Consider the following 23,095-nt stretch of genomic DNA (forward strand, 5'->3'; position numbering starts at 1 on the left):
GAGCTCGATGACCGACGTGATCGTGGTGGGCGGCGGGCCCACCGGCATGATGCTGGCGGCGGAGCTGCGCCTGCACGGGGTGGACGTGCTCGTGCTGGAGCGCGACACCGCCCCCACCGAGGTGGTGCGCGCACTGGGCCTGCACGCACGCAGCATCGAGGTGATGGACCAGCGCGGCCTGCTGGACCGGTTCCTCGCTCTGGGCACCAGGCATCCGCTGAGCGGGTACTTCGCGGGTATCACGCGACCCGCCCCCGACGACCTGGACACCACCTACCCGTTCGTCCTCGGCATCCCGCAGCCGGCCGTGCACCGGCTGCTGACGGACCGGGCGATGGAGCTGGGCGCCCGGGTCCGTCGCGGCGCCGAGCTGACCGGCCTGCACCAGGACGACGCCGGGGTCACCGCCGAGCTGACCGACGGCACCCGGCTGCACGCCCGGTACCTGGTGGGCTGCGACGGTGGCCGCAGCACCGTGCGCACGCTGCTCGGCGTCGGTTTTCCGGGCGAGCCGGCCGACGTGGAGTGGCTGCTGGGCGAGGTCCGGATGACCGCACCACCCGAGGAGGTCGCCGAGGTGACGGCACGGGTCCGCAGGACGCAGCGCGGGTTCGGCGCCGGTCCCGTCGGGGACGGGCTGTTCCGGGTGGTCGTGCCGGCGGACGGGCTGGCCCCGGACCGGACCGTGCCCCCGACCCTCGACGAGCTCGCACGCCAGCTCCGGACGCACGGTGGCACGGACTTCGGCGTCCACTCGCCACGCTGGCTCTCGCGCTTCGGCAACGCCACGCGACAGGCCGAGCGGTACCGGACCGGACGGGTGCTGCTCGCCGGGGACGCCGCGCACGTGCACCCGCCGCTCGGCGGTCAGGGCCTCAACCTGGGCATCCAGGACGCCTTCAACCTCGGCTGGAAACTGGCCGCCCAGGTGAACGGCTGGGCACCGGACCACCTGCTCGACACCTACGACGCCGAACGGCACCCGGTGGCGGCAGACGTGCTCGACACGACCCGCGCCCAGGCCGAGCTCCTGTCACCGGCGCCCGGCCCGCAGGCGGTCCGCCGGCTGCTGGCGCAGCTCATGGATCTCGACGACGTGAACCGCTTCCTGATCGAGAAGATCACCGCGACCAGGATCCGGTACGACGTCGGGGAGGGGCCCGACCTGCTGGGGCGCCGCCTGCGCGACGTCGACCTGACGACCGGCCGTCTCTACGACCGGATGCACGCCGGCCGCGGGCTGCTGCTCGACCGGACCGGCGAGCTGTCCGTCGCAGGCTGGGCCGGCCGCGTGGACCACGTCGCCGACCGGGGCGCCGCCGGGCCCGACGTCCCGGCCGCGCTGCTGCGACCGGACGGCCATGTCATCTGGACCGGCGCGGCGAGACCGTCCCTGGAGACGTCCCTGACCCACTGGTTCGGCCGCCCCACCGCTCGTTGAGTGCGGGACATTCGCCCTTTTCTGTGTGCCAGAAGGGCGAATGTCCCGCACTCAACAGCGTGGGACTAGACCGGGAGCTGCGGGCGTTCGACCGGCTTCGTGCCCGTGATGCGGTGCACGTCGAACACTCCCTCGACCTTGCGGACCGCCGACAGGACCGTGGCCAGGTGGGCCGGCTCGGCCATCTCGAAGATGAACCGCGAGACCGCCAGCCGGTCGTCCGACGTCGAGACGAACGCCGACAGGATGTTGACGTGGTTCTCGGACAGGACGCGCGTGACGTCCGAGAGGAGCCGCGAGCGGTCCAGCGCCTCGACCTGGATCTGCACCAGGAACATCGTGTTGGCGCCCTGCGTCCACTCCACCTCGACGAGTCGCTCCGGCTGCTTGCGCAAGCCGTCCAGGTTGACGCAGTCGGTGCGGTGCACGCTGACGCCCTGGCCGCGGGTGACGAACCCGACGATGTCGTCACCCGGCACCGGGGTGCAGCACTTGGCGAGCTTGACCCAGACGTCCGAGGACTCGGACCCCTTGAGCACGACGCCCGGGTCGCCCGAGCGCACGCGGCGCGCCGTGAGGCCGCCCGGCCGGGCTGCCTCGGCGACGTCCTCCTCCGCGCCGTCCGCGCCGCCGAGCGCCCGGACCAGCTTCTCGACCACGTGGGCGGACGAGATCTGGCCCTCGCCGACGGCCGCGTACAGCGCGGACACGTCCTGGTAGTTCATCTCGTTCGCGACCCCGACCAGGGCCTCGTGCGACATGAGGCGCTGGATCGGCAGGCCCTGCTTGCGCATCGCCTTGGCGATCGAGTCCTTGCCGGTCTCGACGGCCTCCTCGCGGCGCTCCTTGGTGAACCACTGCCGGATCTTGTTGCGGGCACGCGGCGACTTCACGAACCCGAGCCAGTCGCGGCTGGGCCCCGCCGTCTCGGACTTGGAGGTGAGGATGTCGACGACGTCGCCGTTCTCCAGCGGCGAGTCCAGCGGCACCAGGCGGCCGTTCACGCGGGCGCCCATGGTGCGGTGACCCACCTCGGTGTGCACCGCGTAGGCGAAGTCGACCGGCGTCGCGCCGCCCGGCAGGGCCATCGCCTGGCCCTTGGGCGTGAAGACGTAGACCTCGTCGCCGCCGATCTCGAAGCGCAGCGAGTCGAGGAACTCGGCCGGGTCGGCGGTCTCGCGCTGCCAGTCCACGAGCTGGCGCAGCCAGGCCATGTCCTGGTTCTTCGGGTCGGCGCCGCCCGCCGGCGTCTTCTCCTTGTACTTCCAGTGCGCGGCGACGCCGTACTCGGCGCGGCGGTGCATGTCGTGCGTGCGGATCTGGATCTCGACGGGCTTGCCACCCGGGCCGATCACCGTCGTGTGCAGCGACTGGTACATGTTGAACTTCGGCATCGCGATGTAGTCCTTGAACCGGCCCGGGACCGGGTTCCACCGCGCGTGCATGGCGCCGAGCGCCGCGTAGCAGTCGCGCACGGTGTCCACGAGGACGCGCGTGCCGACCAGGTCGTAGATCTCCGCGAAGTCGTGCCCGCGCACGATCATCTTCTGGTAGATCGAGTAGTAGTGCTTCGGCCGGCCCGTCACGGTGGCCTTGATCTTCGCGCTGCGCAGGTCGGACTCGATCTGGCCCTTGACCACGCCGAGGTACTCCTCGCGTGCCGGGGCCCGCTCGGCCACCAGGTGCACGATCTCGTCGTACACCTTGGGGTACAGGGTCTGGAAGGAGAGGTCCTCCAGCTCCCACTTGATCGTGTTCATGCCCAGCCGGTGGGCCAGGGGCGCGTAGATCTCGACGGTCTCGCGCGCCTTGCGCTCGGCGGACTTGGACGGCACGTACTTCCAGGTGCGGGCGTTGTGCAGCCGGTCGGCCAGCTTGATGACCAGCACGCGGATGTCCTTGGCCATCGCCACGACCATCTTGCGCACGGTCTCGGCCTGCGCCGCGTCGCCGTACTTGACCTTGTCGAGCTTCGTGACGCCGTCCACCAGCAGCGCGACGTCGTCCCCGAAGTCGGCGCGCAGCGTCTCCAGGGCGTAGTCGGTGTCCTCCACCGTGTCGTGCAGCAGCGCCGCCGCGATCGTCGTGCCCTCGAAGCCGAGCTCCGCGAGGATCGTGGAGACGGCGACCGGGTGCGTGATGTACGGGTCGCCGCTCTTGCGCATCTGCCCGCGGTGGGCCTTCTCGGCCACCACGTAGGCCCGCTCGATGAGCGCGACGTCGGACTTGGGGTGGTTGCTGCGGATCGCCTGGAGCAGCGGCTCGATCGCGGCGGGCGTCCCGCCCCCGACGTTGCGCACGCCGAGGCGCGCGAGCCGGTTGCGCATCCGGTTGCCGCCGGGCGGTGTCGGCGGGTTCTTCTCGGGCACCGGAGCGCGTGACACCGTGTTCTCAGCCATGTACGCGCCTCCTTCCCCGGGTCCGACCCCGGAGTCGCCAGTCTAGCCCTGGACCTCTATTCCCCGTCCGGCACGGTCATCCGTCGGACGGCGTGCCCACTCGCAGGAGGGTATCGACGTTGTGCCCGGTCAGCCTGTCCCGGCCGTGGAGTGCGTCCAGCTCCAGCAGGAAGGCGAGCCCCGCGACCACTCCCCCGCACTTCTCGACCAGCTGTGCCGCGGCCGCCGCGGTCCCGCCGGTGGCCAGGACGTCGTCAATGATGAGAACACGCGCACCGGGGTCGAGTGTTCCCGACCGCAGCTCGATCGACGCCGACCCGTACTCCAGGTCGTACGAGACGCTGTGAGTGGGCGGCGGGAGCTTGCCGGCCTTGCGCAGGGGCAGGAAGCCGAGGCCGAGCGCATGGGCCACGGGGGCGCCGAGCAGGAACCCGCGGGCCTCCATGCCGGCCACGACGTCGACGCCGTCGGCCAGCGCCAGCCGCGTGAACGCCTCCACGACGTCGGCCAGCCCCTCGGCGTCGGCCAGGAGGGGCGTGATGTCCTTGAAGAGGATGCCCGGGGACGGGAAGTCAGGGACGTCCGCGATCAGCTCGCGGACGCGCGTCGCCCTCTCCGGCAGCAGTCCGGAGAGGGCGACGTCGGTCATGTCATCTGTCACGAGGCGTGAGCCTACCGGCGCCGCCTGGGCTGAGCGGCCTGCCCCTGGTGATGCCCGGGCACGAGCTGCGCCGAGCCGGACGCCGCGGCGGCCAGCACGCTCTCGTCCGCGCCCTCGGCGATCAGGCCGGCCCGCAGGTCCATGACCTTCTTGGTGTGGGCGGCGATCTTGGGCTCACGCTCACGGAGCGCCACGTCCAGCGGCGTCGCCAGGAACAGCGACGACAGGGCACCCGCGGCGATACCGACGAACAGCGACAGCGAGATGTCCTTCAGCGTGCCGGCCCCCAGGAGGAACCCGCCGACGAAGAGGATGCCCGCGACGGGCAGCAGCGCCACCACCGAGGTGTTGATGGACCGCACCAGGGTCTGGTTCACCGCAAGGTTGGCGCGCTCGCCGTACGTGCTGCGGGTCTGCTCCAGGACGTGGTCCGTGTTCTCGCGGACCTTGTCGAAGACGACCATCTTGTCGTACAGCGAGAAGCCGAGGATCGTCAGGAAGCCGATGATCGTGGACGGGGTGACCTCCCAGCCGATCGCGGCGTACACGCCCGCCGAGACCAGCACGTCGGCGAGCATCGCCACGATCGCGGCCACCGACATGCGCCACGCCCGGAAGTAGATCGCCATGAAGATCGCAGCCGCGGCCACGAACGCCACGGTGCCCCACAGCGCCCGCAGGCTCACCGACTGCCCCCAGGTGGGGCCGATGAAGTTCGAGGTGACCTCACCCACCTGGACGCCGTACGCGTCAGCCAGAGCCTCGGCCACGCGGTCGGTCTGCTCGCTGTCCAGCTCGGAGACCTGGACGCGCACCGCGGAGGCGCCGACGGTGGAGACGTGCGGCTCCTCCCCCGGGGCCACGGTCGCGACCGCGTCGATCGCCACGTCCTCGTCCGTCGTCGACGCGCCCGAGACGGTGAACTCGGACCCGCCGCGGAAGTCGATGCCCAGGTTCAGGCCCTGGAAGACCAGCACGAGGATCGAGGCCACCGAGAACAGCCCGACGATCGAGAACCAGATGCCGCGCTTCTGGATGATCGGGTACGACCGGCGTCCCGTGTAGAGGTCGTTGCCCCACTGAGCGAAGCCGCCTGCAGCCATCAGTGCTTCTCCTCGTTCTGAGCCTGCTGGGTCGACTCGACCGACCCCGCGGCAGCCTTGCGCTCGGCGGCACGCCGCTCCGCGATCGTCATCCTGCGGCCGTCCTCGGTCATCCGGGGCGCGGGCGACACGGACTGCGCCGTGACCAGCTCCCGCTCCGGTACCTCGGCGTCGGTGCCGCCGGCCGGAGCGGCGTCGGGGCCGGAGAACCGGCCGGCGCCCCGGTACCGCGGCGTCACCTCGATCCGGTCGGGCGACAGGCCCGAGGCCTTGTGCCCGTCCCGGAAGAACGGCACCTTGGCGAGCAGCTCCATGACCGGGTGCGTGAACCAGATGACCACCATGACGTCGATGATCGTGGTCAGGCCGAGCGTGAACGCGAAGCCGCGCACGCCACCGACCGTCATGAAGTACAGGATCACGGCGGACAGCAGGTTCACGGCCTTGGCCGCGTAGATCGTCCGGCGGGCACGGAGCCAGCCGCGCTGGACCGCCAGGCGCAGCGACCTGCCGTCACGTAGCTCGTCACGGATACGTTCGAAGTACACGATGAACGAGTCCGCGGTGAAGCCGATGGCCACGATCAGACCCGCGACACCCGGCAGGGACAGGCGGTAGCCGATGCCCCAGCTCAGCAGGGCGATCACCACGTAGGTCATGGCGGCGGCCACGACCAGCGAGGCGACGGTGAGCAGGCCGAGGGTGCGGTACTGGAACAGCGAGTACACGACCACGAGCGCCAGGCCGATGAGGCCGGCGAACAGACCGCGCTGGAGCTGCTCGGAGCCCAGGGTGGCCGAGATCTGGTTCTGGCCCTCGACCTCGAACGTCAGCGGCAGCGAGCCGAAGCTGAGCTGGTTGGCCAGCGTCGCGGCCGAGCTCTGGGTGAAGGAGCCCGAGATGCTCGCCTGCCCGTTGGTGATCGGCTCGTTGATGCTCGGCGCCGAGACGACCAGGCTGTCCAGCACGATGGCGAACTGGTTGCGCGGCTGCTCCAGGGAGACGAGGCGCTCGGTCGTGGTCCGGAACGCCCGGGCGCCGTCCGAGTTGAGGTCGAGGCTGACGCCCCACACGTTCGACACGGTGCCGTTCGAGTTGGGGATGAGGCCGGAGGTCGCCGAGCTGAGGTCGGTACCGTCCACCTCGACGGGGCCCAGCACGTACTTGGCGACACCCGTCTGGTCACACGTCACCAGGGGCAGGTCCGGCCGGTCGCCACCGCCGCCCTGCAGGTTCTTCGGGTCCGTGCAGTCGAGCTCGTCGAACGCGGTCTGCACCGACGGCGTGATCTGGGCCAGGTCCGACGGGTCGGTGGCGGCCTCGACGGCCGCCTCCTGCTCGGCGATCTCCTCCTCGGTGTACCCGCCCGGAGCGGTCTCGCCGTCAGCGGCCTCCTCGTCGGCGGCGTCGCCGGACGCGGACGGGCTGGCCGAGGGCTGCGCCGTGGGGGTCGGGTTGCCGATCGTCAGGACGGGCCGGAACTTCATCTGGGCGGCCTTGGAGATCAGTGCGACGGTCTCGTCGTCGACCTCGCCCGGGATCTCGACCACGATCTGGTCGGTGCCCTGGCTGGAGATCTCGGCCTCGGTGACGCCGTTGGCGTCCACCCGCTGCCGGATCACTCCGATGGCCTCTTCCATCGCCTCCGGGGTGATCTCGGAGCCGTCCGAGGTCACCGCCTTGAGGATGACCTGGGTGCCGCCCTGGAGGTCGAGGGCCAGACCAGGTGCGAGGCTCGCGCCGTCCGGATTGTCGCTCGACTTGCCGTCGAGCTGCCAACCAGCCAAGAGGGCGCCGAAGGGCAGCAGGATCGTCAGGATCGTGAGGAGCACGATCGTGCGAACCGGCCGCGAGCGCCGGGTGTCAGTCGCCAACGTCTGTCTCTTCTCGTGTGCGCGCCGGGGTACGTCCGGTGCGGGTTCGGCGCCGTCCGGGGTCACCGGACGGCGCGGCCGTCACTTGCCGTCCGCGTCGGCGTCCCGTCGCTGCTGCTCCCGGTACTCGCGCTGAGCGGTGTCCAGGCCGGACAGGTCGTCGGGAACGTCGTTCGCGTCCGGGCTGATGGTACTTCCCGTTTCGCCGTTCGATGTGACGTCGGCCTCATCGGCCGCGTCGTCGTCGTCCGCGTCCTCGGCGACGGGCTCGTCGATCTTCTTCGCGATGGCGGCACGGAGCCATGTGGTGGGGCTGCCCGGGAAGGACTCGATGGTCACCTGGTCGGTGGACTCGTCGACGTCGATGACGGTGCCGATCATGCCGGAGGCGGTCATGACCTTGGTCCCGACGGTGAGGTTGTTCCGGAACTCCGCGGCCTCGCGCTGCTGCTTGCGGGTACGGGAGGACATGAAGAACATCACCACGAGGAGGATCGCGATGAGGATGAGGAATGAGGGGTCCACAGTGGATGGTCCTGTTCGATTGCTGGGTCGGGTGTGCCACGCACGCACGTCACGCACAGGTACGACGAGGATCCAACCCAGTGTAGTGCGCGGTGGGCTGATCCTCGGATCGCGGCGGACGGCGCCACAGGGACAACGTCAGGGATCCAGCAAAGTTCCCTGGTCCTCGGCCGCGGTGCCCCCTGCCGCGGCGGCGCCGGGCTGCGCGGGCGGCGTCAGCCCCAGGTGCTCCCAGGCCGCGAGCGTGGCCACGCGGCCGCGCGGCGTGCGCCCCACGAGCCCTTCGCGCACGAGGTACGGCTCGGCGACGGTCTCGACCGTCTCCGCCTCCTCGCCCACGGTCATGGCCAGCGTGGACAGGCCCACGGGCCCGCCGCCGAACCGCGTGCACAGCGCGGTGAGCACGGCGCGGTCGAGGCGGTCCAGGCCGATGGGGTCCACCTCGTAGACCTCCAGGGCGGACTTCGCGGCGTGCAGGTCGAGGCGTCCGTCGCCGCGCACCTGCGCCCAGTCGCGCACGCGGCGCAGCAGCCGGTTGGCGATGCGGGGCGTGCCGCGGGAGCGGCCGGCGATCTCGTGGGCGGCCGCGTGCTCCAGGTGGACGCCGAGCAGGCCGGAGGAGCGCAGGATCACGCGCTCCAGCTCGGCGGCCGAGTAGTAGTCCATGTGGCCGGTGAAGCCGAACCGGTCGCGCAGCGGGGCGGGCAGCAGGCCGGACCGGGTGGTGGCGCCTACCACGGTGAACCGCGGCAGCGCCAGCGGGATCGCGGAGGCACCGGCGCCCTTGCCCACCACGACGTCGACCCGGAAGTCCTCCATCGCGACGTACAGGAGCTCCTCGGCGGGGCGGGCCAGGCGGTGGATCTCGTCGATGAACAGCACGTCGCCCTCCTCCAGGGAGGACAGGACGGCGGCGAGGTCGCCGGCGTGCTGGATGGCCGGCCCGCTGGTGAGCCGCAGGTGCGACTCCAGCTCGCCCGCGATGATCATGGCCAGCGTGGTCTTGCCGAGGCCCGGCGGGCCGGACAGGAGCACGTGGTCGGGCGGGTTGCCGCGGGCCAGGGCGGCCTGGAGCACGAGGGAGAGCTGGTCGCGCACCACCTGCTGGCCCACGAAGTCGTCGAGCCGCTTGGGACGCAGCGCGGCCTCGGCGGCCCGCTCCACCTCGTCGGCGCTGGGCGCGACGATCCGGCCGCCGGCGCCTCCCGTGTCGGTGGAGACGTCAGCCACGGTGGCCTCCCAGCAGGCGCAGCGCGGCGCGGAGCGTGGTGGCGACCTCGTCGGCGGCCACGACCTCGGCCCCCGCCTCGGCGAGCACCTTCGCGACGGCGTCGTCGGCCTGCTTGGCCGGCCAGCCGAGGCCCGTCAGTGCCTCGACGACCCGCTCGGTGTGGTCGCCGGCGACCGTCGCCGCAGCGGTCGCGGCCTCCGCCGGAGCGCTGCCGGAGGCGGGGCCCAGGCGGTCGCCGAGCTCCAGCACGATGCGCTGGGCGCCTTTCCTGCCGATGCCGGGCACGCGGGTCAGCGCGGCGAGGTCCTCGGTGGCGACGGCGCGGCGCAGCGCGTCCGGGGTGTGCACGGCGAGCATCGCGAGCGCCAGGCGCGGGCCGACGCCGGAGACCGTCTGCACCGCCTCGAACACGTCACGCTCGTCGGCGTCGCCGAACCCGTAGAGGGTCATCGAGTCCTCGCGGACCACCATGCTCGTGGCGACACGCGCCGTCTCGCCGACGCGGAGCCCGGCGAGCGTGGTGGGCGTGGCATGCACCAGGTAGCCGACGCCGCCGACGTCCACCACCACGCGGTCCAGGCCCACGTGGGCCACGGTCCCCGTCAGCGAGGCGATCACGGGCTCCCCTTTCACGATCGAACGTTCGTGCGAGGAGCCTAACAAGCGCGGGGCCGCGTTCCCGGGCAGGCACGCCGCCGGGAGCCGGCGCAGGGGGGAGGCCGAAGGGTCAGCGCCGCGGACGCTGCCGGGCGGCCTGCTCGGCGGCGGCCCACGCCCGCTGGGCCGGGGTGAGCTCGTGCCGGTCGCCGCCCTGGAGGGCCCCGGACGGCCGCCAGAGGTGGCAGACGGCGAGCGCGAGGGCGTCGGCGGCGTCGGCGGGGCGGGGCGCCTCCTCCAGGTCGAGGATGCGGGTGATCATCGTCGTCACCTGCGCCTTGTCGGCGCGGCCCGAGCCGGTCACCGCGGCCTTCACCTCGGACGGCGTGTGCAGCGCGACGGGCACGCCGCGGCGGGCCGCGGCCACCATGGCCAGGCCCGCCGCCTGGGCGGTCCCCATCACCGTGCCGACGTTGTGCTGGGCGAAGACCCGCTCGACGGCCACGACGTCGGGGACGTGCTCGTCGAGCCACGCGTCCAGGCCTTCGGCCACCTTCAGCAGCCGCAGATCGGTGGACAGGTCCGCGTCGGAGCGGATCACCCCGACCGCGACCATCCGGGCCCGGCGACCCGGCAGCGAGTCGACGACACCGACGCCGCACCTGGTCAGACCGGGGTCAACACCGAGAACGCGCACGGAGGAACCCTCTCACGCGCGCCCCCGGGGGCCCGGCAGGCTCGCCTACTCCTCGTCGTCGAGGGCCGCCATGACCTCGTCGCTCGCGTCGAAGTTGGCGTAGACGTTCTGCACGTCGTCGCTGTCCTCGAGCGCGTCGATGAGGCGCATGATCTTGCGGGCGCCCTCGACGTCCACCTCGACCTGCATGGAGGGGTGGAAGATCACGTCGGCGGAGTCGTACTCGATACCCGCCTCCTGGATGGCCGTGCGCACCTGCACCAGGTCGGTGGCCTCGCTGAGCACCTCGATGACCTCGCCCTGGTCGGTGACCTCCTCGGCGCCCGCGTCGAGGGCGGCCAGCATCACGTCGTCCTCCGTGACGCCGTCGGCCTTGGGCACCACGACCAGGCCCTTGCGGGAGAACAGGTACGACACCGAGCCCGGGTCGGCAAGGTTGCCGCCGTTGCGGGAGAACGCCAGGCGCACCTCGGAGGCGGCGCGGTTCTTGTTGTCGGTGAGGCACTCGACGAGGACGGCGATGCCGTTGGTGCCGTAGCCCTCGTACATGATCGTCTGGTAGTCGACGGCGTCGGCGCCCTCGCCGGAGCCGCGCTTGACCGCACGGTCGATGTTGTCGTTGGGGACCGACGACTTCTTCGCCTTCTGGACCGCGTCGAACAGCGTCGGGTTACCGGCGAGATCGCCGCCGCCCGTGCGCGCCGCGACCTCGATGTTCTTGATCAGCTTGGCGAAGAGCTTGCCGCGCTTGGCGTCGATCGCGGCCTTCTTGTGCTTGGTCGTGGCCCACTTGGAGTGACCTGACATGCCTTTACCTGACTCCTTGCGTTTACGGTGACTCGTGTGCGGTGACTGGTGCAGTGGCGTCGAACGGTAGCGGGACGACCGCTCAGCCGCCCGCAACCATGCCGGCGAACAACCCGTGCACGCGCGTGTCCCCCGTGATCTCGGGGTGGAACGCGGTGGCGAGCAGCGGCCCCTGCCGTGCTGCGACGATTCTACCGGCGGCCGCCACCGGACGGCCCTGCGTATCCACAGCCGGGATCCGCGCGAGCACCTCGACGTCGCTCCCGGCCTCCTCGATCCAGGGGGCGCGGATGAACGCGGTGCGCACCGGTCCGCCGTCCCCGGCGTCCGAGATGCCCGTGAACTCGAGGTCCGTCTCGAACGAGTCGACCTGCCGGCCGAACGCGTTGCGCCGCACCACCACGTCCATCCCGCCGACCGTCTGCTGGTCCGCGGTGCCGTCCAGGATCCGGTCGGCGAGCAGGATCATCCCCGCGCACGAGCCGTACACCGGCAGGCCTTCCTTGATGCGGGTCTGCAACAGGTCGCGCAGCTCGAAGATCCGCAGCAGCTTGTCGATCGTCGTCGACTCGCCGCCGGGCAGCACGAGACCGTCCACGGCGGTCAGCTCGGCGGGCCGGCGCACGGTCACGGCGCGCGCGCCCACGGACTCGAGGGCTACCAGGTGCTCGCGGACGTCGCCCTGCAGGGCGAGGACGCCGATGGTCGGGATGCTCACAGCCGTCCATCCTACGGCGCGGCCCGCAGGGCTCCCGGCGTTCAGGAGGTGCACTCCAGCGTCAGCCCGGGCGGTACCACGATCACCCCCGCCTGCACCGTCTCGGTGGCCACCGGCGCGGTCCACGACGTGCCGGGCAGCGATGCGGTCACGCGGACCGTCAGCGTGCCGCCGAACAGCCCGCCGAAGAGCTGCTGCAGCACGGCCTGGTCGATCACCACGGTGCGGGTGGCGCCGTCGTCCGTCACCGGCGCCGCCACGTCGTTGATCGTGGCCGTGTAGTCGAGGGCGTGCGGGGTACTGGTCTCCGGCCAGGTGATCGCTGCCGTCTCGAAGACCTGCCCGTCGGTGTCGGTGCAGGTGGTCGCGGTGGCCGGCAGGGCCCAGGCCGGGACGGCGTCCGCCGGGCCCGTGGTGGTGCCCCCGGCCGCCCAGGCTGCCCACGCGACCCCTGTGCCCGTGCACAGCGCCAGGGCCACGAGCACGGCCACCGTGATGCGCCGTCGCCGCGACAGCGCGCGGGGTACAGCCCCGCCCCGGTCACCCACGGCGCGCTCCCTTGCGCAGCAGCACACCCAGGACGACCGCGGCGGCCGCCAGCAGGGTCGGCAACAGCAGGTTCGCGCCCGTCCGCGGCAGCGTCCCCGGGCCGCCCGCCCCGGGCACGGCGCCACCGCCCGCACCGCCGTCGCCCGCACCCGGCCCGACGCCCCAGAGTGTCACGACGAGGTCGAGGTGCACCGTCCGGTCCTGTGTCGAGCTGCCGGCCGCGGGATCGAACCCCACCTCGACCCCGATCGGCAGCTCCTCGCCAGGTGCGAGGCTCGTGACCGCCGAGACCGGGCCGTCCGTCCACGCGCCGTCCCCCAGGCGCGTGCGCACGTCGAGCGCGTCCGCCAGGGGCAGGCCCGCGCCGGCCGGCCCACCGTCCAGGCGTACCGTCACCGCCACGTCCGCGGCCTCGCCGGACCCGTTGCGGGCGTACAGCGTGCCGGTCGCGACGTCGCCCGGCACCCACACCAGGCCGGGATCGAGCAGCGGCGCCGTGACGACGGGCGCCCAGGTGTTCCCGTCCACGCTCAGGAACAGCCGCTCCGCATCGCCGTCCGGCACCGCGGACGCCGGCCCGGCCGGTCCTCCGAGGGCCGCCCCGGCCACGAGCCCGGCGACGAGCACCGACGCCGCCCACCTCATGGCACTCCCCCGGCCCCGCCCGCGGCGGTGTGCTCGCGCACCACCGGCCCCTCCTCGGAACGCCCCGGCCCCTCGCGGGGACCGCCGCCGTCGGTCACCCCAGGGCCGACGGCGACGGGGCCTGCGGGCGCCCGCGCGGACCGTTCGCGCGCGGCGCGGAACACCTGCCACCCCGCGTAGCCGAGCAGCAGCACGGCCACGACGGCACCGACCGCCGCACGCTGCCCGGTGAACACCCCGGCCACGTACCCGAGGTAGGGCACGTGGTACCAGACCGCGCCACGCACCTGGGCGTCCCGGACGGGCACCACGTCGGGCACGTCGTTCGCGTCGCCCTGAGTGACGTAGGTGCGCTCACCGCCGACCGTCGAACCGACGCCGACGACGCGGTGCGTCACCATCCCTTCCTGACCCGACCGGAGCTGGTAGGTGATGACGGTGCCGGTGCCGATCCGCCCGGCGTCGACCGGGCGCGACACGACCAGGGTGCCGACGGGGAGCGTGGGCTCCATGGAGTCGGTGAGCACCACGAAGGGGGTGGCGCCGGCCGCCCGGGGCACGATCACCCCCAGCAGGAGCGCGGCGCCCGCCACGGCCACGACCACGGCCGCGAGCGCACGCCCCGTCAGACGAGCTGCTGTCCGCACGGTCTCGGCACCACCGGTCAGGGTGCGGGGACGAGGTGGGCCTGTGTCACCTGGACCGTGACGTCCTCCAGGGCTGCGGTGAGCGCCTGGGTCTCGTTGCCGGCGTCGTCCGGGAAGGTGGCCGCGACCGTGACCACGAGGTCGGAGGCCGCCTCGACGGGTACCGGCTCGGCCAGCGGGAGGGTGACGGGGGCACCGTCCAGCGTGGCCCCGGAGACGGCGACGTCCAGCACGGCGGTCAGCGCGTTGTCCTCCGCCCAGGTGGGGGCGGTCACCGTGATGTCGCCCAGCGCGAGGTGGTCACCCGTGCCGCCCACGGTCAGGGCGCAGTCGGTGGTCACGGTGTCGCCCGGCACGATGCCCTCGGTGACGGCACCGCCGCCGTCGAGCGTCCAGTCGCCGCACGCACCGTCGGTCATGGTCAGGGTGCCCGAGGTGACGTCCGTGCCGGTCGCGAGGCCGTCGTCCGTCCAGAACGCGAGGGTGCCGGCACCGCCGAGCAGCAGTGCGGCGGCGCCACCCGTCGCGAGCGCGGCCTTGGTGAGTCTCTCCATGACTGGAACCTTCCGTGGTGGGTGCCCCCGCGCCACCACGCTAAACAGGCTTCATTGCGATGCGCGCGGCATGTCAGCGCGCATTCCTGGTTTTCACCCGCAGTACTGTTCTTCAGCGTCCGAATTGCACGGCAGGCGTTGCATTTGCGCAGTTCGGACGCCCATGCATCGGCATATAAAATGCTCCAACAATGCATGATAAATCACAGAGAAAATGCGTCGAGCGTCATTCCGACCACGTTCGCGCACAGACCGGGGGCGCTCAGTCGTCGAGCTGCACGCCCAGGTGCCGCACCTCGCCGTCCCAGCCGGCCAGCAGGTGGTCGACGACGTCGGGCAGCTCCGGCGGGAAGACCTCCAGCGGCTGGGCCCGCAGCTCCGCGGGGGTGAGCCAGGCCATCTCGTCCAGCAGCTCCCGCTCGGCCTGGGTCCACCCCTCCGCCGAGACCTCGACGGCGTGCGCCACCCGGGCCAGGTAGAAGACCTCGTGCTGACGGCAGGTCTCCGCGAAGAAGTCGAAGATGCCCGTCCGGGTCAGCACCGGGCCCACCAGGTCCTCGGCGGCCAGCACGACGCCTGCCTCCTCACGGGTCTCGCGCAGCGCCGCCTGCACGGGAGTCTCTCCCGCGTCGATGCCGCCGCCCACCGTGAACCACCAGGACCGTTCCGGCTGGTTCACGTCGTGGCCGCGCACCACGAGCACCCGGCCGGCGCCGTCGACGAGGATGACGCGGGCCGCGGAGCGCTCGCGGACGCCGTCCGGCGCCGGGACCCAGTCGTCGCCGAGCGCGGAGGTGAGGGACATGCGGGCCAGGATAACCGCAGCGGTCCGGGGTCATGATGGGCGTATGACGCAGGTGTGGCCGGTCACGGGCCTGGATCGTGACCGTCTGGTGGGGCTCGCCTACCGGATGCTCGGCACGGTCGCGGACGCCGAGGACGCCGTCCAGGAGGCGTTCGTGCGCTGGTACCGGCTGGACGAGGGCGCCCGGGCGGACGTCGGCAACACGGTCGGCTGGTTCGCCCGGACGACGAGCCGCGTGTGCCTGGACGTGCTGAAGAGCGCGCGTCGGCGCCACGAGCTCTACACCGGCCCTTGGCTCCCCGAACCCGTCCCCGGCGGCCGGTTCCAGGTACCGGCACCGTCTGGCGGCGACCCTGCGGAGCGGGCCCTGGCGGCCGAGTCGGTGGGCATGGCGCTGCTGAGCGTGATGGACAGCATGACGCCGGCCGAACGTGTCGCCTTCGTGCTCCGGGACGTGTTCGACTACCCGGTGGCCGACGTCGCGGACATCCTGGACCGTTCCCCGGGCGCCGTGCGGCAACTCGCGTCGTCCGCGCGTGCCCGCGTGGCCGCGCACGGGCCGGAGCCGTCGGCCGGCGAGGCGAGCGCCCCGCTGACGGCGGCGTTCCGACATGCGGCCAACACCGGCGACGTCGCGACGCTCGTGCGGCTCCTGCACCCGGGCGTCACTCTGCGGTCCGACGGCGGCGGGATCGTCCGGGCCGCCCTCAACCCCGTGCACGGCCCGGACAAGGTGGCGCGCTTCGTCGTGGGCGTGCTCGCGCGGCAGAGCCCCGTGCGGCTCGTGAGCCGGACGACGGACGCCGGCCCGGTCCTGACCTTCGAGCACGATGGTTCGGTCAGCGGCGTGCTGGAGCTCGTCGTCCGTGACGGTGCCGTGGTCGACGTGCTGATCCAGTGGAACCCGCACAAGCTCACGCTCTGGCGGGACTCCACCGGAACCTGACGCCAGGGCCCCGCATCTCGTCTACCCGGTGAAGCACACCTCGCCCACAGGACGAGACGACCGAACGGGAGAACATCAGATGAAAGCCATCACCGTCACCGACCGGGACGCCGGCACCGCCGGGATGCGGCTCACGGACCAGCCGGAACCGAGCGCGGCGGAGAACGACGTCGTCGTGCGCGTGCACGCCTCCGGCTTCACGCCGGGCGAGCTGACCTGGCCGGCCACGTGGACCGACCGCGCCGGCCACGACCGCACGCCGAGCATCCCGGGCCACGAGCTCGCCGGCGTGGTCACCGGGCTCGGGTACGGGACCACCGGGATCAGCGTGGGACAGCGCGTGCTCGGCCTCGCGGACTGGACGCGCGACGGCACGCTCGCCGAGTACGTGGCGGTCGAGGCCCGCAACCTCGCACCGCTGCCGGCCGACGTGGACTTCGTCACCGGCGCGAGCCTGCCGATCTCCGGGCTCACCGCGTGGCAGGCCCTGTTCGACCACGGACGGCTCGAGGCGGGGCAGACCGTGCTCGTGCACGGCGCCGCCGGCGGCGTCGGGTCGGTCGTCACCCAGCTCGCCCGCGAGACGGGCGCGTACGTGATCGGGACCGGACGCACGGCCGACCGGGCAACGGCGACCGACTTCGGCGCGCACGACTTCGTGGACCTCGGCACCGACGACCTCGCCGCCGTGGGGCACGTCGACCTCGTCCTCGACGTCATCGGCGGCGAGATCGCCGACCGGTCCGTCGACCTCGTCCGGCCGGGTGGCACCCTCGTGTCGATCGCCGAGCCGCCCGCCCGGCAGCCGGAGGGCGGGCGGTCCGTGTTCTTCGTCGTCGAGGTCGACCGCGCCCAGCTCGTCGAGATCGTCCGCCGGGTCCGCGACGGGCGCCTGCGGACGAACGTCGCGGCCGTGCGGCCGCTCGCCGAGGCGGTCGAGGCACTGAACCCGACGGCGCGAGTCGCGGGCAAGACGATCATCACCATCGCGTAAGGGCCTCCCGCCCGGCAGGACGCCGGGGGCGCTCGCCCCCGGTGCTCCCGCCGGCCACTGCAGGTACCCGGCTCACCGCCGCGGCTTCGCCCTCTTCGTCGGCACCGCCGTCAGCGGATCCTCCGGCCACGGATGCCGCGGGTAACGAGCCCGCATGTCGGCCCGGACCTGCGGATAGCCCTGCTTCCAGAACGACGCGAGGTCGCTCGTGATCGCCACCGGGCGCTGCGCGGGCGACAGCAGGTGCAGCACCACCGGGACGCGGCCGTCCGCGACGGCCGGGGTGACGGTCCAGCCGAACACCTCCTGCAGCTTCACGGCGAGGACCGGCGGCCCGGCGCCGTCGTACGCGAGCCGCACCTCGGAGCCGGACGGGACCCGGAGCCGTTCGGGCGCGAGCTCGTCGAGCCGGACGGCCTCGGGCCAGGGCAGCAGGCGCCGCAGGGCCGAGGTGACGTCGATGCGGGACAGGTCGCGCGCGGCCCGCACCGACGCGAGCTCGGTGCCCAGCCAGTCGTCGAGGCCGGCCAGCAGCGCGTCGTCGTCGACGGCCGGCCACGGGGCGCCGAGGTGCGCGTGGCAGAACGCCAGCCGGTCGCGCAGCGCGACCGCGGCCTCCGACCAGCGCAGCACGGACAGGCCGCTGCGCCGGATGCCGTCACGGACGGCCGCCTGCACCTGCAGCGGGTCCGGCTGCGCCAGCGGCGCGTCGTTCAGGACGATCGCCCCGAGCGTCTCGACCCGCCGCGTCACGATCCGCCCGTCGGCCCAGCGGATCTGGTCGGCCCTCGAGACCAGCTCGGCGGCGACGTCCCGCGCCGTGGCCTCGTCGATCGGCGCCGCGGCACGGATCCGGGCGTCGGCGCGGCCCGGCGCCCGGTCCGCGACCGCGATCGCCAGCCAGGGCGTGGCCCGCAGCGGCGACTGCGGGTCCAGCGCGGCGCCCGTGCCACCCGACATCTGGTAGGTGGCCGAGTCGCTCCCCCGGGCGCGCGCGATCCGGTCCGGGTACGCCAGGCCCACCACGATCCCGGCCGCGAGATCGTCCGGGACGCGCTGCTCCTCGCGGCCGGGCCCCGCCTCTCCACCCGCCGGGGAGCCACCCGGCGTACCCCGGCCGAGCCGCCTCACCTCCTCGCGCCACCGCGCCGTGGCCGCACGGTCGTCGCCGCGACGCAGGGCCCGCCACCGAGCGGGCAGGTCGTCGCCGGAGCCCCGGCCGGAGTCGTCCGAGAGCAGCGCGACGACCTCGCGCGCCCGGTCGGCACCGACCCGCGCTGCCCCGTCCAGCAGCGCGCGGGCCAGCCGGGGGTGCGCCCCGACCGCCGCCATCCGCCGGCCCCGCCCGGTGATCCGGCCCTCCTCGTCCACGGCATCGATGCGGCGCAGCAGCTCACCGGCCGCGGTCATCGCCGCCGGCGGCGGCGGGTCGAGCAGCGTCAGGCCGGCGCCCCCGGGCGCACCCCAGGCCGCGAGGTCGAGAGCGAAGGACGCCAGGTCCGCGATCGCGATCTCCGGCGCCGGATGGTCGTCGAGCCGGGCATGATCCGTCGCGGACCAGCACCGGTAGACCCGCCCGGGCGCCTCACGCCCGGCACGACCCGCCCGCTGCTCGGCCGAGGACCGCGAGACCCGGCAGGTGACCAGCGCACCGAGGCCACGGGACTGGTCGGTGCGCGGCTCCCGGGCCAGACCCGAGTCGACCACGACCCGGACCCCGGGCACGGTCAGCGAGCTCTCCGCGACCGACGTCGTCACCACGATCCGGCGCACGGCGGACGGCGCGAGCGCCCGGTCCTGCTCGGCGCGGGACTGGCGGCCGAACAGGGGCAGCACGTTCTGGTCGGCCAGCCGGCGCGCCACCCCGTGGATCTCGGCCTCCCCCGGCACGAACACGAGCACGTCGCCCTCGTTCTCGGCCAGCGCCCGCCGGACGACGGCGGCGACGTGGTCCAGCAGACGGGGGTCGACCCGCCCGCCGGGGAGCAGCGGGGTGGTGACCGGCGGCGGGGTCCACTCGACGGCCACGTCGAACAGCGCGGCGGACGCGGTGACCACGGGCGCCGGCTCCTCCGCACCCAGCGCACGGCTCAGCCGCACCGTGTCCGCCGTTGCGGAGGTCGTGACGATCGCCAGGTCGTCCCGGAGGTTCGTCCGGACGTCGAGGGCGAGCGCCAGCAGCAGATCGGCGTCGAGGTGCCGCTCGTGGCACTCGTCGATCACGATCGCGGAGACACCCGGCAGCTCCGGGTCCTGCTGCAGACGCCGGACCAGGAGCCCCGTGGTCACCACCTCGACGCGCAGCCCCGCGCCGCCGCTGCGCTCGCCGCGCATCGCGTGGCCGATCCGCTGCCCGAGCGGTTCGCCGACGAGGTCCGCGAGCCGGGCGGCGGCCGCTCGGGTCGCCATCCTGCGCGGTTCGGCCACGACGACCGTGCCGCCGAGGGCGTCCGCCAGCGCGAGCGGCAGCAGCGAGGTCTTGCCCGACCCGGGCGGCGCGACCAGCACCGCGGCGCCGCGCGACCGCACGGCGTCGACCGTGGCGGGCAGGACCGCCCGGACCGGCAGGTCCGCCCCGGGCACCGACGAGTCAGGGAGCAGCACGCCCCGACCGTAACCGACGAAGCCCCTGCGAGAATGCGTCCTCGTGAACCACCTGCTGGACCTCGGGTCCCGGAAGTTCTGGCGGCTGGCCGGCAGGCCGGTCGACCTGGCGGGCGACCACTCCTGGTTGCGCGCCCCGACGAGCCGGTCCGCCACGGTCGCGGACGGCTGGCTCGCCGCCGAGGCCGCGCACCACGGCGGCACGGTCGACGACGAGGCGACCTCGGCCGTCTCCACCCCCGGCCTCCTGCCGACGATGGCGGTCCTCGACGGGCCAGGCTTCGACGCCGCACGGCTCGACCCCCGGATCCGCGACTTCTACGAGCACACCGCCGCCTGGCACATGGAGGTGTGGTCCGGCTGGTCCCCGCTGTTCTGGCCGGCCGGCGAGCTGGTCGCGCGGTTCTTCGGCCGCCGGGTCGAGCAGCTCTCCCTCCCGATGCGCCCGCTCGACGTGGCACACGGCATGGACAGCAGGGTGCGCGTGATCCGCGACCGGCACGGCGCGCAGGTCGGGGCCGCGTGGCTCCGCACGCTGCGGCCGTCGGGCCGCTACGTGTTCAGCGGCTGCTACTCGGCGCGCCGGCTCCCCGGCGCTGCCGGGCCGAGCGTCCACGTCGCGTTCCCGCTCGAGTCCGGCAACGTGCAGGTCTTCCTGCGCCCGGCCGTCACCGACGAGGGCGGGCTCGTCCTGGAGTCGCCCCCGGGCCGGTTCGGGCAGGACGGCGCGTACGTCACCGTCCGCGACGGCGGCCGGGACTTCGCGGCACGCATCCCCCTGCACGAGACCTTCCGCCTGTACCGCGACCCGTACGGTGTGCTCCGCACGGACCACGAGCTGCGGATGTGGCGCACCTGGATGATGCGGCTGCACTACAGGATGGAGCGCGACCGATGATGCACACCTTCCACCTCGCCGAGCTGCCCGCGGCCGTGACGGCACGCGCGCTCGCGCGACCACCGTCGGGCACCACGACGCCGGGGCTGGACCACGCCGAGTGCCTGGCCCTCATGCGACTGGGCGCGCCCACGGTCTCCGCGGACCGGCTGCAGCTGCGGCGGATCGCCGTCTTCGCACAGTGGCGCGACGAGCACGCCGTGGACCGCTTCCTGTCCGACGACGCCCTGGGCCGCCACCTGGCGACCGGCTGGCACGTCCGGCTGGAGTACCTGCGCCGCTGGTCCCACCTGGCAGCGCTGCCCGGCCTGCCCGCCCGGTCGGGCACCTGGGACCAGGACGAACCCGTGGTCGCGGTGACCGTCGCGCGGATGCGGCTGCCCGAGGTGCCCCGGTTCCTGCGGTGGGGCAAGCCCGTCGAGCGTCAGGTGCGCGACCACCCCGGCGCCACGCTCGCCCTGGCCGCCTTCCGGCCGCCACGCACCATCGCCACGTTCTCCGTGTGGCGCACCGTGCGCGCGATGGAGGCGATGGTGCACGGCCGCTCCGACCTCCCCGCGGCCCGGCGGCACGCCGACGCCATGGTCGAACGCCGGCGGCGCGACTTCCACCACGAGTTCGCGACGTACCGCTTCCGTCCGCTCGCGGAGCACGGCACCTGGGAGGGCCGGACGGGGATCGTCCCGACAGCCTGATCCGGGGTCAGGTTGCAGGAACCTGCACGACGGCCGGGCACCGAGCGCTCAGGATGGGCGCGGAAGGCCACGTCGTTCACGTCCCTCGGGAGCCGCATGACAGTGCACAGCTCGGAGCACGACCTGCTCGCACAGCTCCGCCGCCGGGCGGGCCTGACCCAGGAGGAGCTCGCCGAGCGGGCCGGCCTGGCCGTGCGTTCGGTCAGCAACATCGAGCGCAGCGCCGTCGGACGGCCACGGGTGAGCACCCTGCGCGCGATCGGGGCGGGCCTCGGTCTCGACGACGCCCGGGTCGGGGAGCTGCTCGACTTCTACCGTCGACGGTGGGCGCAGCCGGCCCCGGAGCGGGCCCGGGCCGAGCCGGCCGTCCCGGTGCCCGCCCCGGAAGCCCTCGGGCCGGCCGGTGCGGCGCCCACCCAGCTGCCCTCCCCGCCGTCGACGTTCTCCGGGCGATCAGAAGAGCTCTCGGCGCTGGACACCGTGCTGACCGGCCCCGGCGGCGGGCACCGCTGCGTCGTGCTCGACGGCCCGGCCGGCGTCGGCAAGACCGCCCTCGTCCTGGCCTGGGCCCATGCCCGGCACGGCGCGTTCCCCGATGGTCAGCTGTACGCCGACCTGCGTGGCTCCACCGGGCGGCCGCCGTCGGCCGAGGACATCGCGCGCCAGTTCCTGACCGACCTCGGGACCCCGGACGCCGACGTCCCGTCGTCGTCCGTCGCCCGCACGGCGCTGCTGCGTCAGGTGCTGGCTGCGCGGCGCGTGCTCGTCGTCCTCGACGACGCCGCATCCGCCCAGCAGGTCCGGCCCCTGCTACCCGGTCCGGGCGCCTGCACGACGGTCGTGGCCAGCCGCCACCAGCTGCGCGGGCTCAGCATCCGTGACGAGGCCCGGCACGTCGGCGTACCCCCGATGCCCGCGGGGGTCGCCGCCCGGCTGGTCCGCACGCTCCTGGGGGACGAGCGTCTGCGTGCGGCGCCGGGGGCGGTCGACGCGATCGTGCAGCGCTGCTCCGGGCTTCCGCTGGCGCTGCGCATCGCCTGCGACCACCTGGTCCGCCGGACCACCGCGCAGGCGCCCGCGGCGCTGGCGGCCTGGCTGGCCGAACCGGCACCGCTCGACGCCTTCCGCACCGCGGACGACGCCGAGTGCGACCTGCGCGCAGCCTTCACGGCGTCGTACCGGCAGCTCTCGGACGAGGCGGCACGGTACTTCCGGCTGCTGGGGGTCCCGCCACGCACCCGGCTGTCGCGGGACGCCGTCGCGGCGCTCTGGGACCTGCCGCTGCGGACCACGGACACCATCCTGGCCGAGCTGGCCTCGGCGCACCTGATCGAGGAACCGTCGCCGGGCCGGTACGAGCTGCACGCGCTGCTGTGGGAGTTCGCGCGGGAGACCGGCATCGACCACGACCCCGAACCCATCCGGCGGGCGGCCCTGCGCGGGATCCTGGAGCACTGGGCCACCCGCTCAGCTCGCGGCTGATCAGACGCCGCGAGCCGGGCGACCGGTCGTCGCGGGCGCCGTCACGGCGCGCCGACACACCACTGGAGCTCCTTGGGGCACTGCGCGCTCGCCGGCGCCGCCAGCGACAGCCCGCCGGCCACGACCATCAGCATCGTCGTGGCGACCACCAGGAATCGCTTCACCGTCGTCATGGGCTTCTCCTCACTCGTCCGCACCCTCACCGTGGGTGACGCAGGAACGG

23 protein-coding genes are annotated in these 23,095 nt (G+C 73.4%); 6 read left to right on the forward strand and 17 right to left on the reverse strand.

The window, feature by feature from the left end; translation table 11 throughout:
- The first annotated feature begins 7 nt into the window (after positions 1-7).
- Complete coding sequence (gene rox, locus ACIBBF_RS12360) at positions 8-1,441, forward strand: rifampin monooxygenase (protein ID WP_397413516.1); 1,434 nt, start codon at positions 8-10, stop codon at positions 1,439-1,441.
- A 65-nt stretch (positions 1,442-1,506) separates the two neighbouring features.
- Here rox and ACIBBF_RS12365 read toward each other — a convergent pair whose 3' ends face one another.
- The 15 genes from ACIBBF_RS12365 to ACIBBF_RS12435 all read right to left on the reverse strand — a co-directional run bounded on the left by ACIBBF_RS12365 (position 1,507) and on the right by ACIBBF_RS12435 (position 15,253).
- Complete coding sequence (locus tag ACIBBF_RS12365) at positions 1,507-3,840, reverse strand: RelA/SpoT family protein (protein ID WP_397413517.1); 2,334 nt, start codon at positions 3,838-3,840, stop codon at positions 1,507-1,509.
- Between the two features lie 76 nt (positions 3,841-3,916).
- The gene (locus ACIBBF_RS12370) at positions 3,917-4,489 is read right to left on the reverse strand and encodes an adenine phosphoribosyltransferase (protein WP_397413944.1); all 573 of its coding nucleotides are present in this window, start codon (positions 4,487-4,489) and stop codon (positions 3,917-3,919) included.
- Between the two features lie 23 nt (positions 4,490-4,512).
- Positions 4,513-5,604, reverse strand: coding sequence for a protein translocase subunit SecF (gene secF / locus ACIBBF_RS12375; protein WP_397413518.1), 1,092 nt, complete (start codon positions 5,602-5,604; stop codon positions 4,513-4,515).
- Entirely contained in the window at positions 5,604-7,478 is a 1,875-nt protein-coding gene (secD, locus tag ACIBBF_RS12380; RefSeq protein ID WP_397413519.1) for a protein translocase subunit SecD, read from the reverse strand. The genes secF and secD overlap by 1 nt, the downstream gene beginning before the upstream one ends.
- 81 nt (positions 7,479-7,559) lie before the next feature.
- Positions 7,560-8,003, reverse strand: a complete 444-nt coding sequence (gene yajC / locus ACIBBF_RS12385) for a preprotein translocase subunit YajC (RefSeq protein ID WP_397413520.1) — start codon at positions 8,001-8,003, stop codon at positions 7,560-7,562.
- 138 nt (positions 8,004-8,141) lie between these two features.
- A complete protein-coding gene (gene ruvB / locus ACIBBF_RS12390; RefSeq protein WP_397413521.1) occupies positions 8,142-9,233 on the reverse strand; it encodes a Holliday junction branch migration DNA helicase RuvB in 1,092 nt (363 codons plus the stop codon).
- On the reverse strand, positions 9,226-9,852 hold the full coding sequence (gene ruvA / locus ACIBBF_RS12395; RefSeq protein ID WP_397413522.1) for a Holliday junction branch migration protein RuvA: 627 nt from the start codon (positions 9,850-9,852) through the stop codon (positions 9,226-9,228). Before ruvA ends, ruvB begins: the two co-directional genes overlap by 8 nt.
- Before the next feature lie 109 nt (positions 9,853-9,961).
- A complete protein-coding gene (gene ruvC, locus ACIBBF_RS12400; RefSeq protein WP_397413523.1) occupies positions 9,962-10,528 on the reverse strand; it encodes a crossover junction endodeoxyribonuclease RuvC in 567 nt (188 codons plus the stop codon).
- Between the two features lie 45 nt (positions 10,529-10,573).
- A complete protein-coding gene (locus ACIBBF_RS12405) occupies positions 10,574-11,335 on the reverse strand; it encodes a YebC/PmpR family DNA-binding transcriptional regulator (RefSeq protein WP_397413524.1) in 762 nt (253 codons plus the stop codon).
- An 82-nt stretch (positions 11,336-11,417) separates the two neighbouring features.
- The gene (gene pdxT, locus ACIBBF_RS12410) at positions 11,418-12,053 is read right to left on the reverse strand and encodes a pyridoxal 5'-phosphate synthase glutaminase subunit PdxT (RefSeq protein ID WP_397413525.1); all 636 of its coding nucleotides are present in this window, start codon (positions 12,051-12,053) and stop codon (positions 11,418-11,420) included.
- 41 nt (positions 12,054-12,094) lie between these two features.
- Complete coding sequence (locus ACIBBF_RS12415) at positions 12,095-12,601, reverse strand: hypothetical protein (RefSeq protein ID WP_397413526.1); 507 nt, start codon at positions 12,599-12,601, stop codon at positions 12,095-12,097.
- Positions 12,594-13,247 (reverse strand): hypothetical protein, encoded by a 654-nt coding sequence (locus ACIBBF_RS12420; RefSeq protein ID WP_397413527.1) that lies wholly within the window; start codon positions 13,245-13,247, stop codon positions 12,594-12,596. The genes ACIBBF_RS12415 and ACIBBF_RS12420 overlap by 8 nt, the downstream gene beginning before the upstream one ends.
- Positions 13,244-13,894 carry a signal peptidase I gene (locus tag ACIBBF_RS12425; protein WP_397413528.1) on the reverse strand — a complete coding sequence of 217 codons (651 nt, stop codon included), beginning with the start codon at positions 13,892-13,894 and terminating at the stop codon, positions 13,244-13,246. Before ACIBBF_RS12425 ends, ACIBBF_RS12420 begins: the two co-directional genes overlap by 4 nt.
- Positions 13,895-13,911: 17 nt before the next feature.
- The gene (locus ACIBBF_RS12430; protein ID WP_397413529.1) at positions 13,912-14,448 is read right to left on the reverse strand and encodes an alternate-type signal peptide domain-containing protein; all 537 of its coding nucleotides are present in this window, start codon (positions 14,446-14,448) and stop codon (positions 13,912-13,914) included.
- A 262-nt stretch (positions 14,449-14,710) separates the two neighbouring features.
- Positions 14,711-15,253 (reverse strand): NUDIX hydrolase, encoded by a 543-nt coding sequence (locus ACIBBF_RS12435; protein WP_397413530.1) that lies wholly within the window; start codon positions 15,251-15,253, stop codon positions 14,711-14,713.
- A 43-nt stretch (positions 15,254-15,296) separates the two neighbouring features.
- Here ACIBBF_RS12435 and ACIBBF_RS12440 point away from each other — a divergent pair, with 43 nt between their 5' ends.
- Complete coding sequence (locus tag ACIBBF_RS12440; RefSeq protein ID WP_397413532.1) at positions 15,297-16,199, forward strand: sigma-70 family RNA polymerase sigma factor; 903 nt, start codon at positions 15,297-15,299, stop codon at positions 16,197-16,199.
- 79 nt (positions 16,200-16,278) lie between these two features.
- Positions 16,279-17,193, forward strand: a complete 915-nt coding sequence (locus ACIBBF_RS12445) for an NADP-dependent oxidoreductase (protein WP_397413533.1) — start codon at positions 16,279-16,281, stop codon at positions 17,191-17,193.
- A 72-nt stretch (positions 17,194-17,265) separates the two neighbouring features.
- Here ACIBBF_RS12445 and hrpB read toward each other — a convergent pair whose 3' ends face one another.
- A complete protein-coding gene (hrpB, locus tag ACIBBF_RS12450; protein ID WP_397413534.1) occupies positions 17,266-19,797 on the reverse strand; it encodes an ATP-dependent helicase HrpB in 2,532 nt (843 codons plus the stop codon).
- A gap of 43 nt (positions 19,798-19,840) precedes the next feature.
- Between hrpB and ACIBBF_RS12455 the strand changes: the two genes are divergently transcribed.
- From ACIBBF_RS12455 to ACIBBF_RS12465, 3 genes are all read left to right on the forward strand, one after another.
- Positions 19,841-20,695: a hypothetical protein gene (locus tag ACIBBF_RS12455; protein WP_397413535.1), complete on the forward strand. Its 855-nt coding sequence runs from the start codon at positions 19,841-19,843 to the stop codon at positions 20,693-20,695.
- Positions 20,692-21,390: a hypothetical protein gene (locus ACIBBF_RS12460; RefSeq protein WP_397413536.1), complete on the forward strand. Its 699-nt coding sequence runs from the start codon at positions 20,692-20,694 to the stop codon at positions 21,388-21,390. The genes ACIBBF_RS12455 and ACIBBF_RS12460 overlap by 4 nt, the downstream gene beginning before the upstream one ends.
- 96 nt (positions 21,391-21,486) lie before the next feature.
- Entirely contained in the window at positions 21,487-22,872 is a 1,386-nt protein-coding gene (locus ACIBBF_RS12465) for a helix-turn-helix domain-containing protein (protein WP_397413537.1), read from the forward strand.
- 41 nt (positions 22,873-22,913) lie between these two features.
- Here ACIBBF_RS12465 and ACIBBF_RS12470 read toward each other — a convergent pair whose 3' ends face one another.
- Complete coding sequence (locus tag ACIBBF_RS12470) at positions 22,914-23,045, reverse strand: hypothetical protein (RefSeq protein ID WP_397413539.1); 132 nt, start codon at positions 23,043-23,045, stop codon at positions 22,914-22,916.
- Between the last annotated feature and the right edge of the window lie 50 nt (positions 23,046-23,095).

The organism is Promicromonospora sp. NPDC050880 (assembly GCF_044456525.1).
Classification (GTDB): Bacteria; Actinomycetota; Actinomycetes; order Actinomycetales; family Cellulomonadaceae; genus Promicromonospora.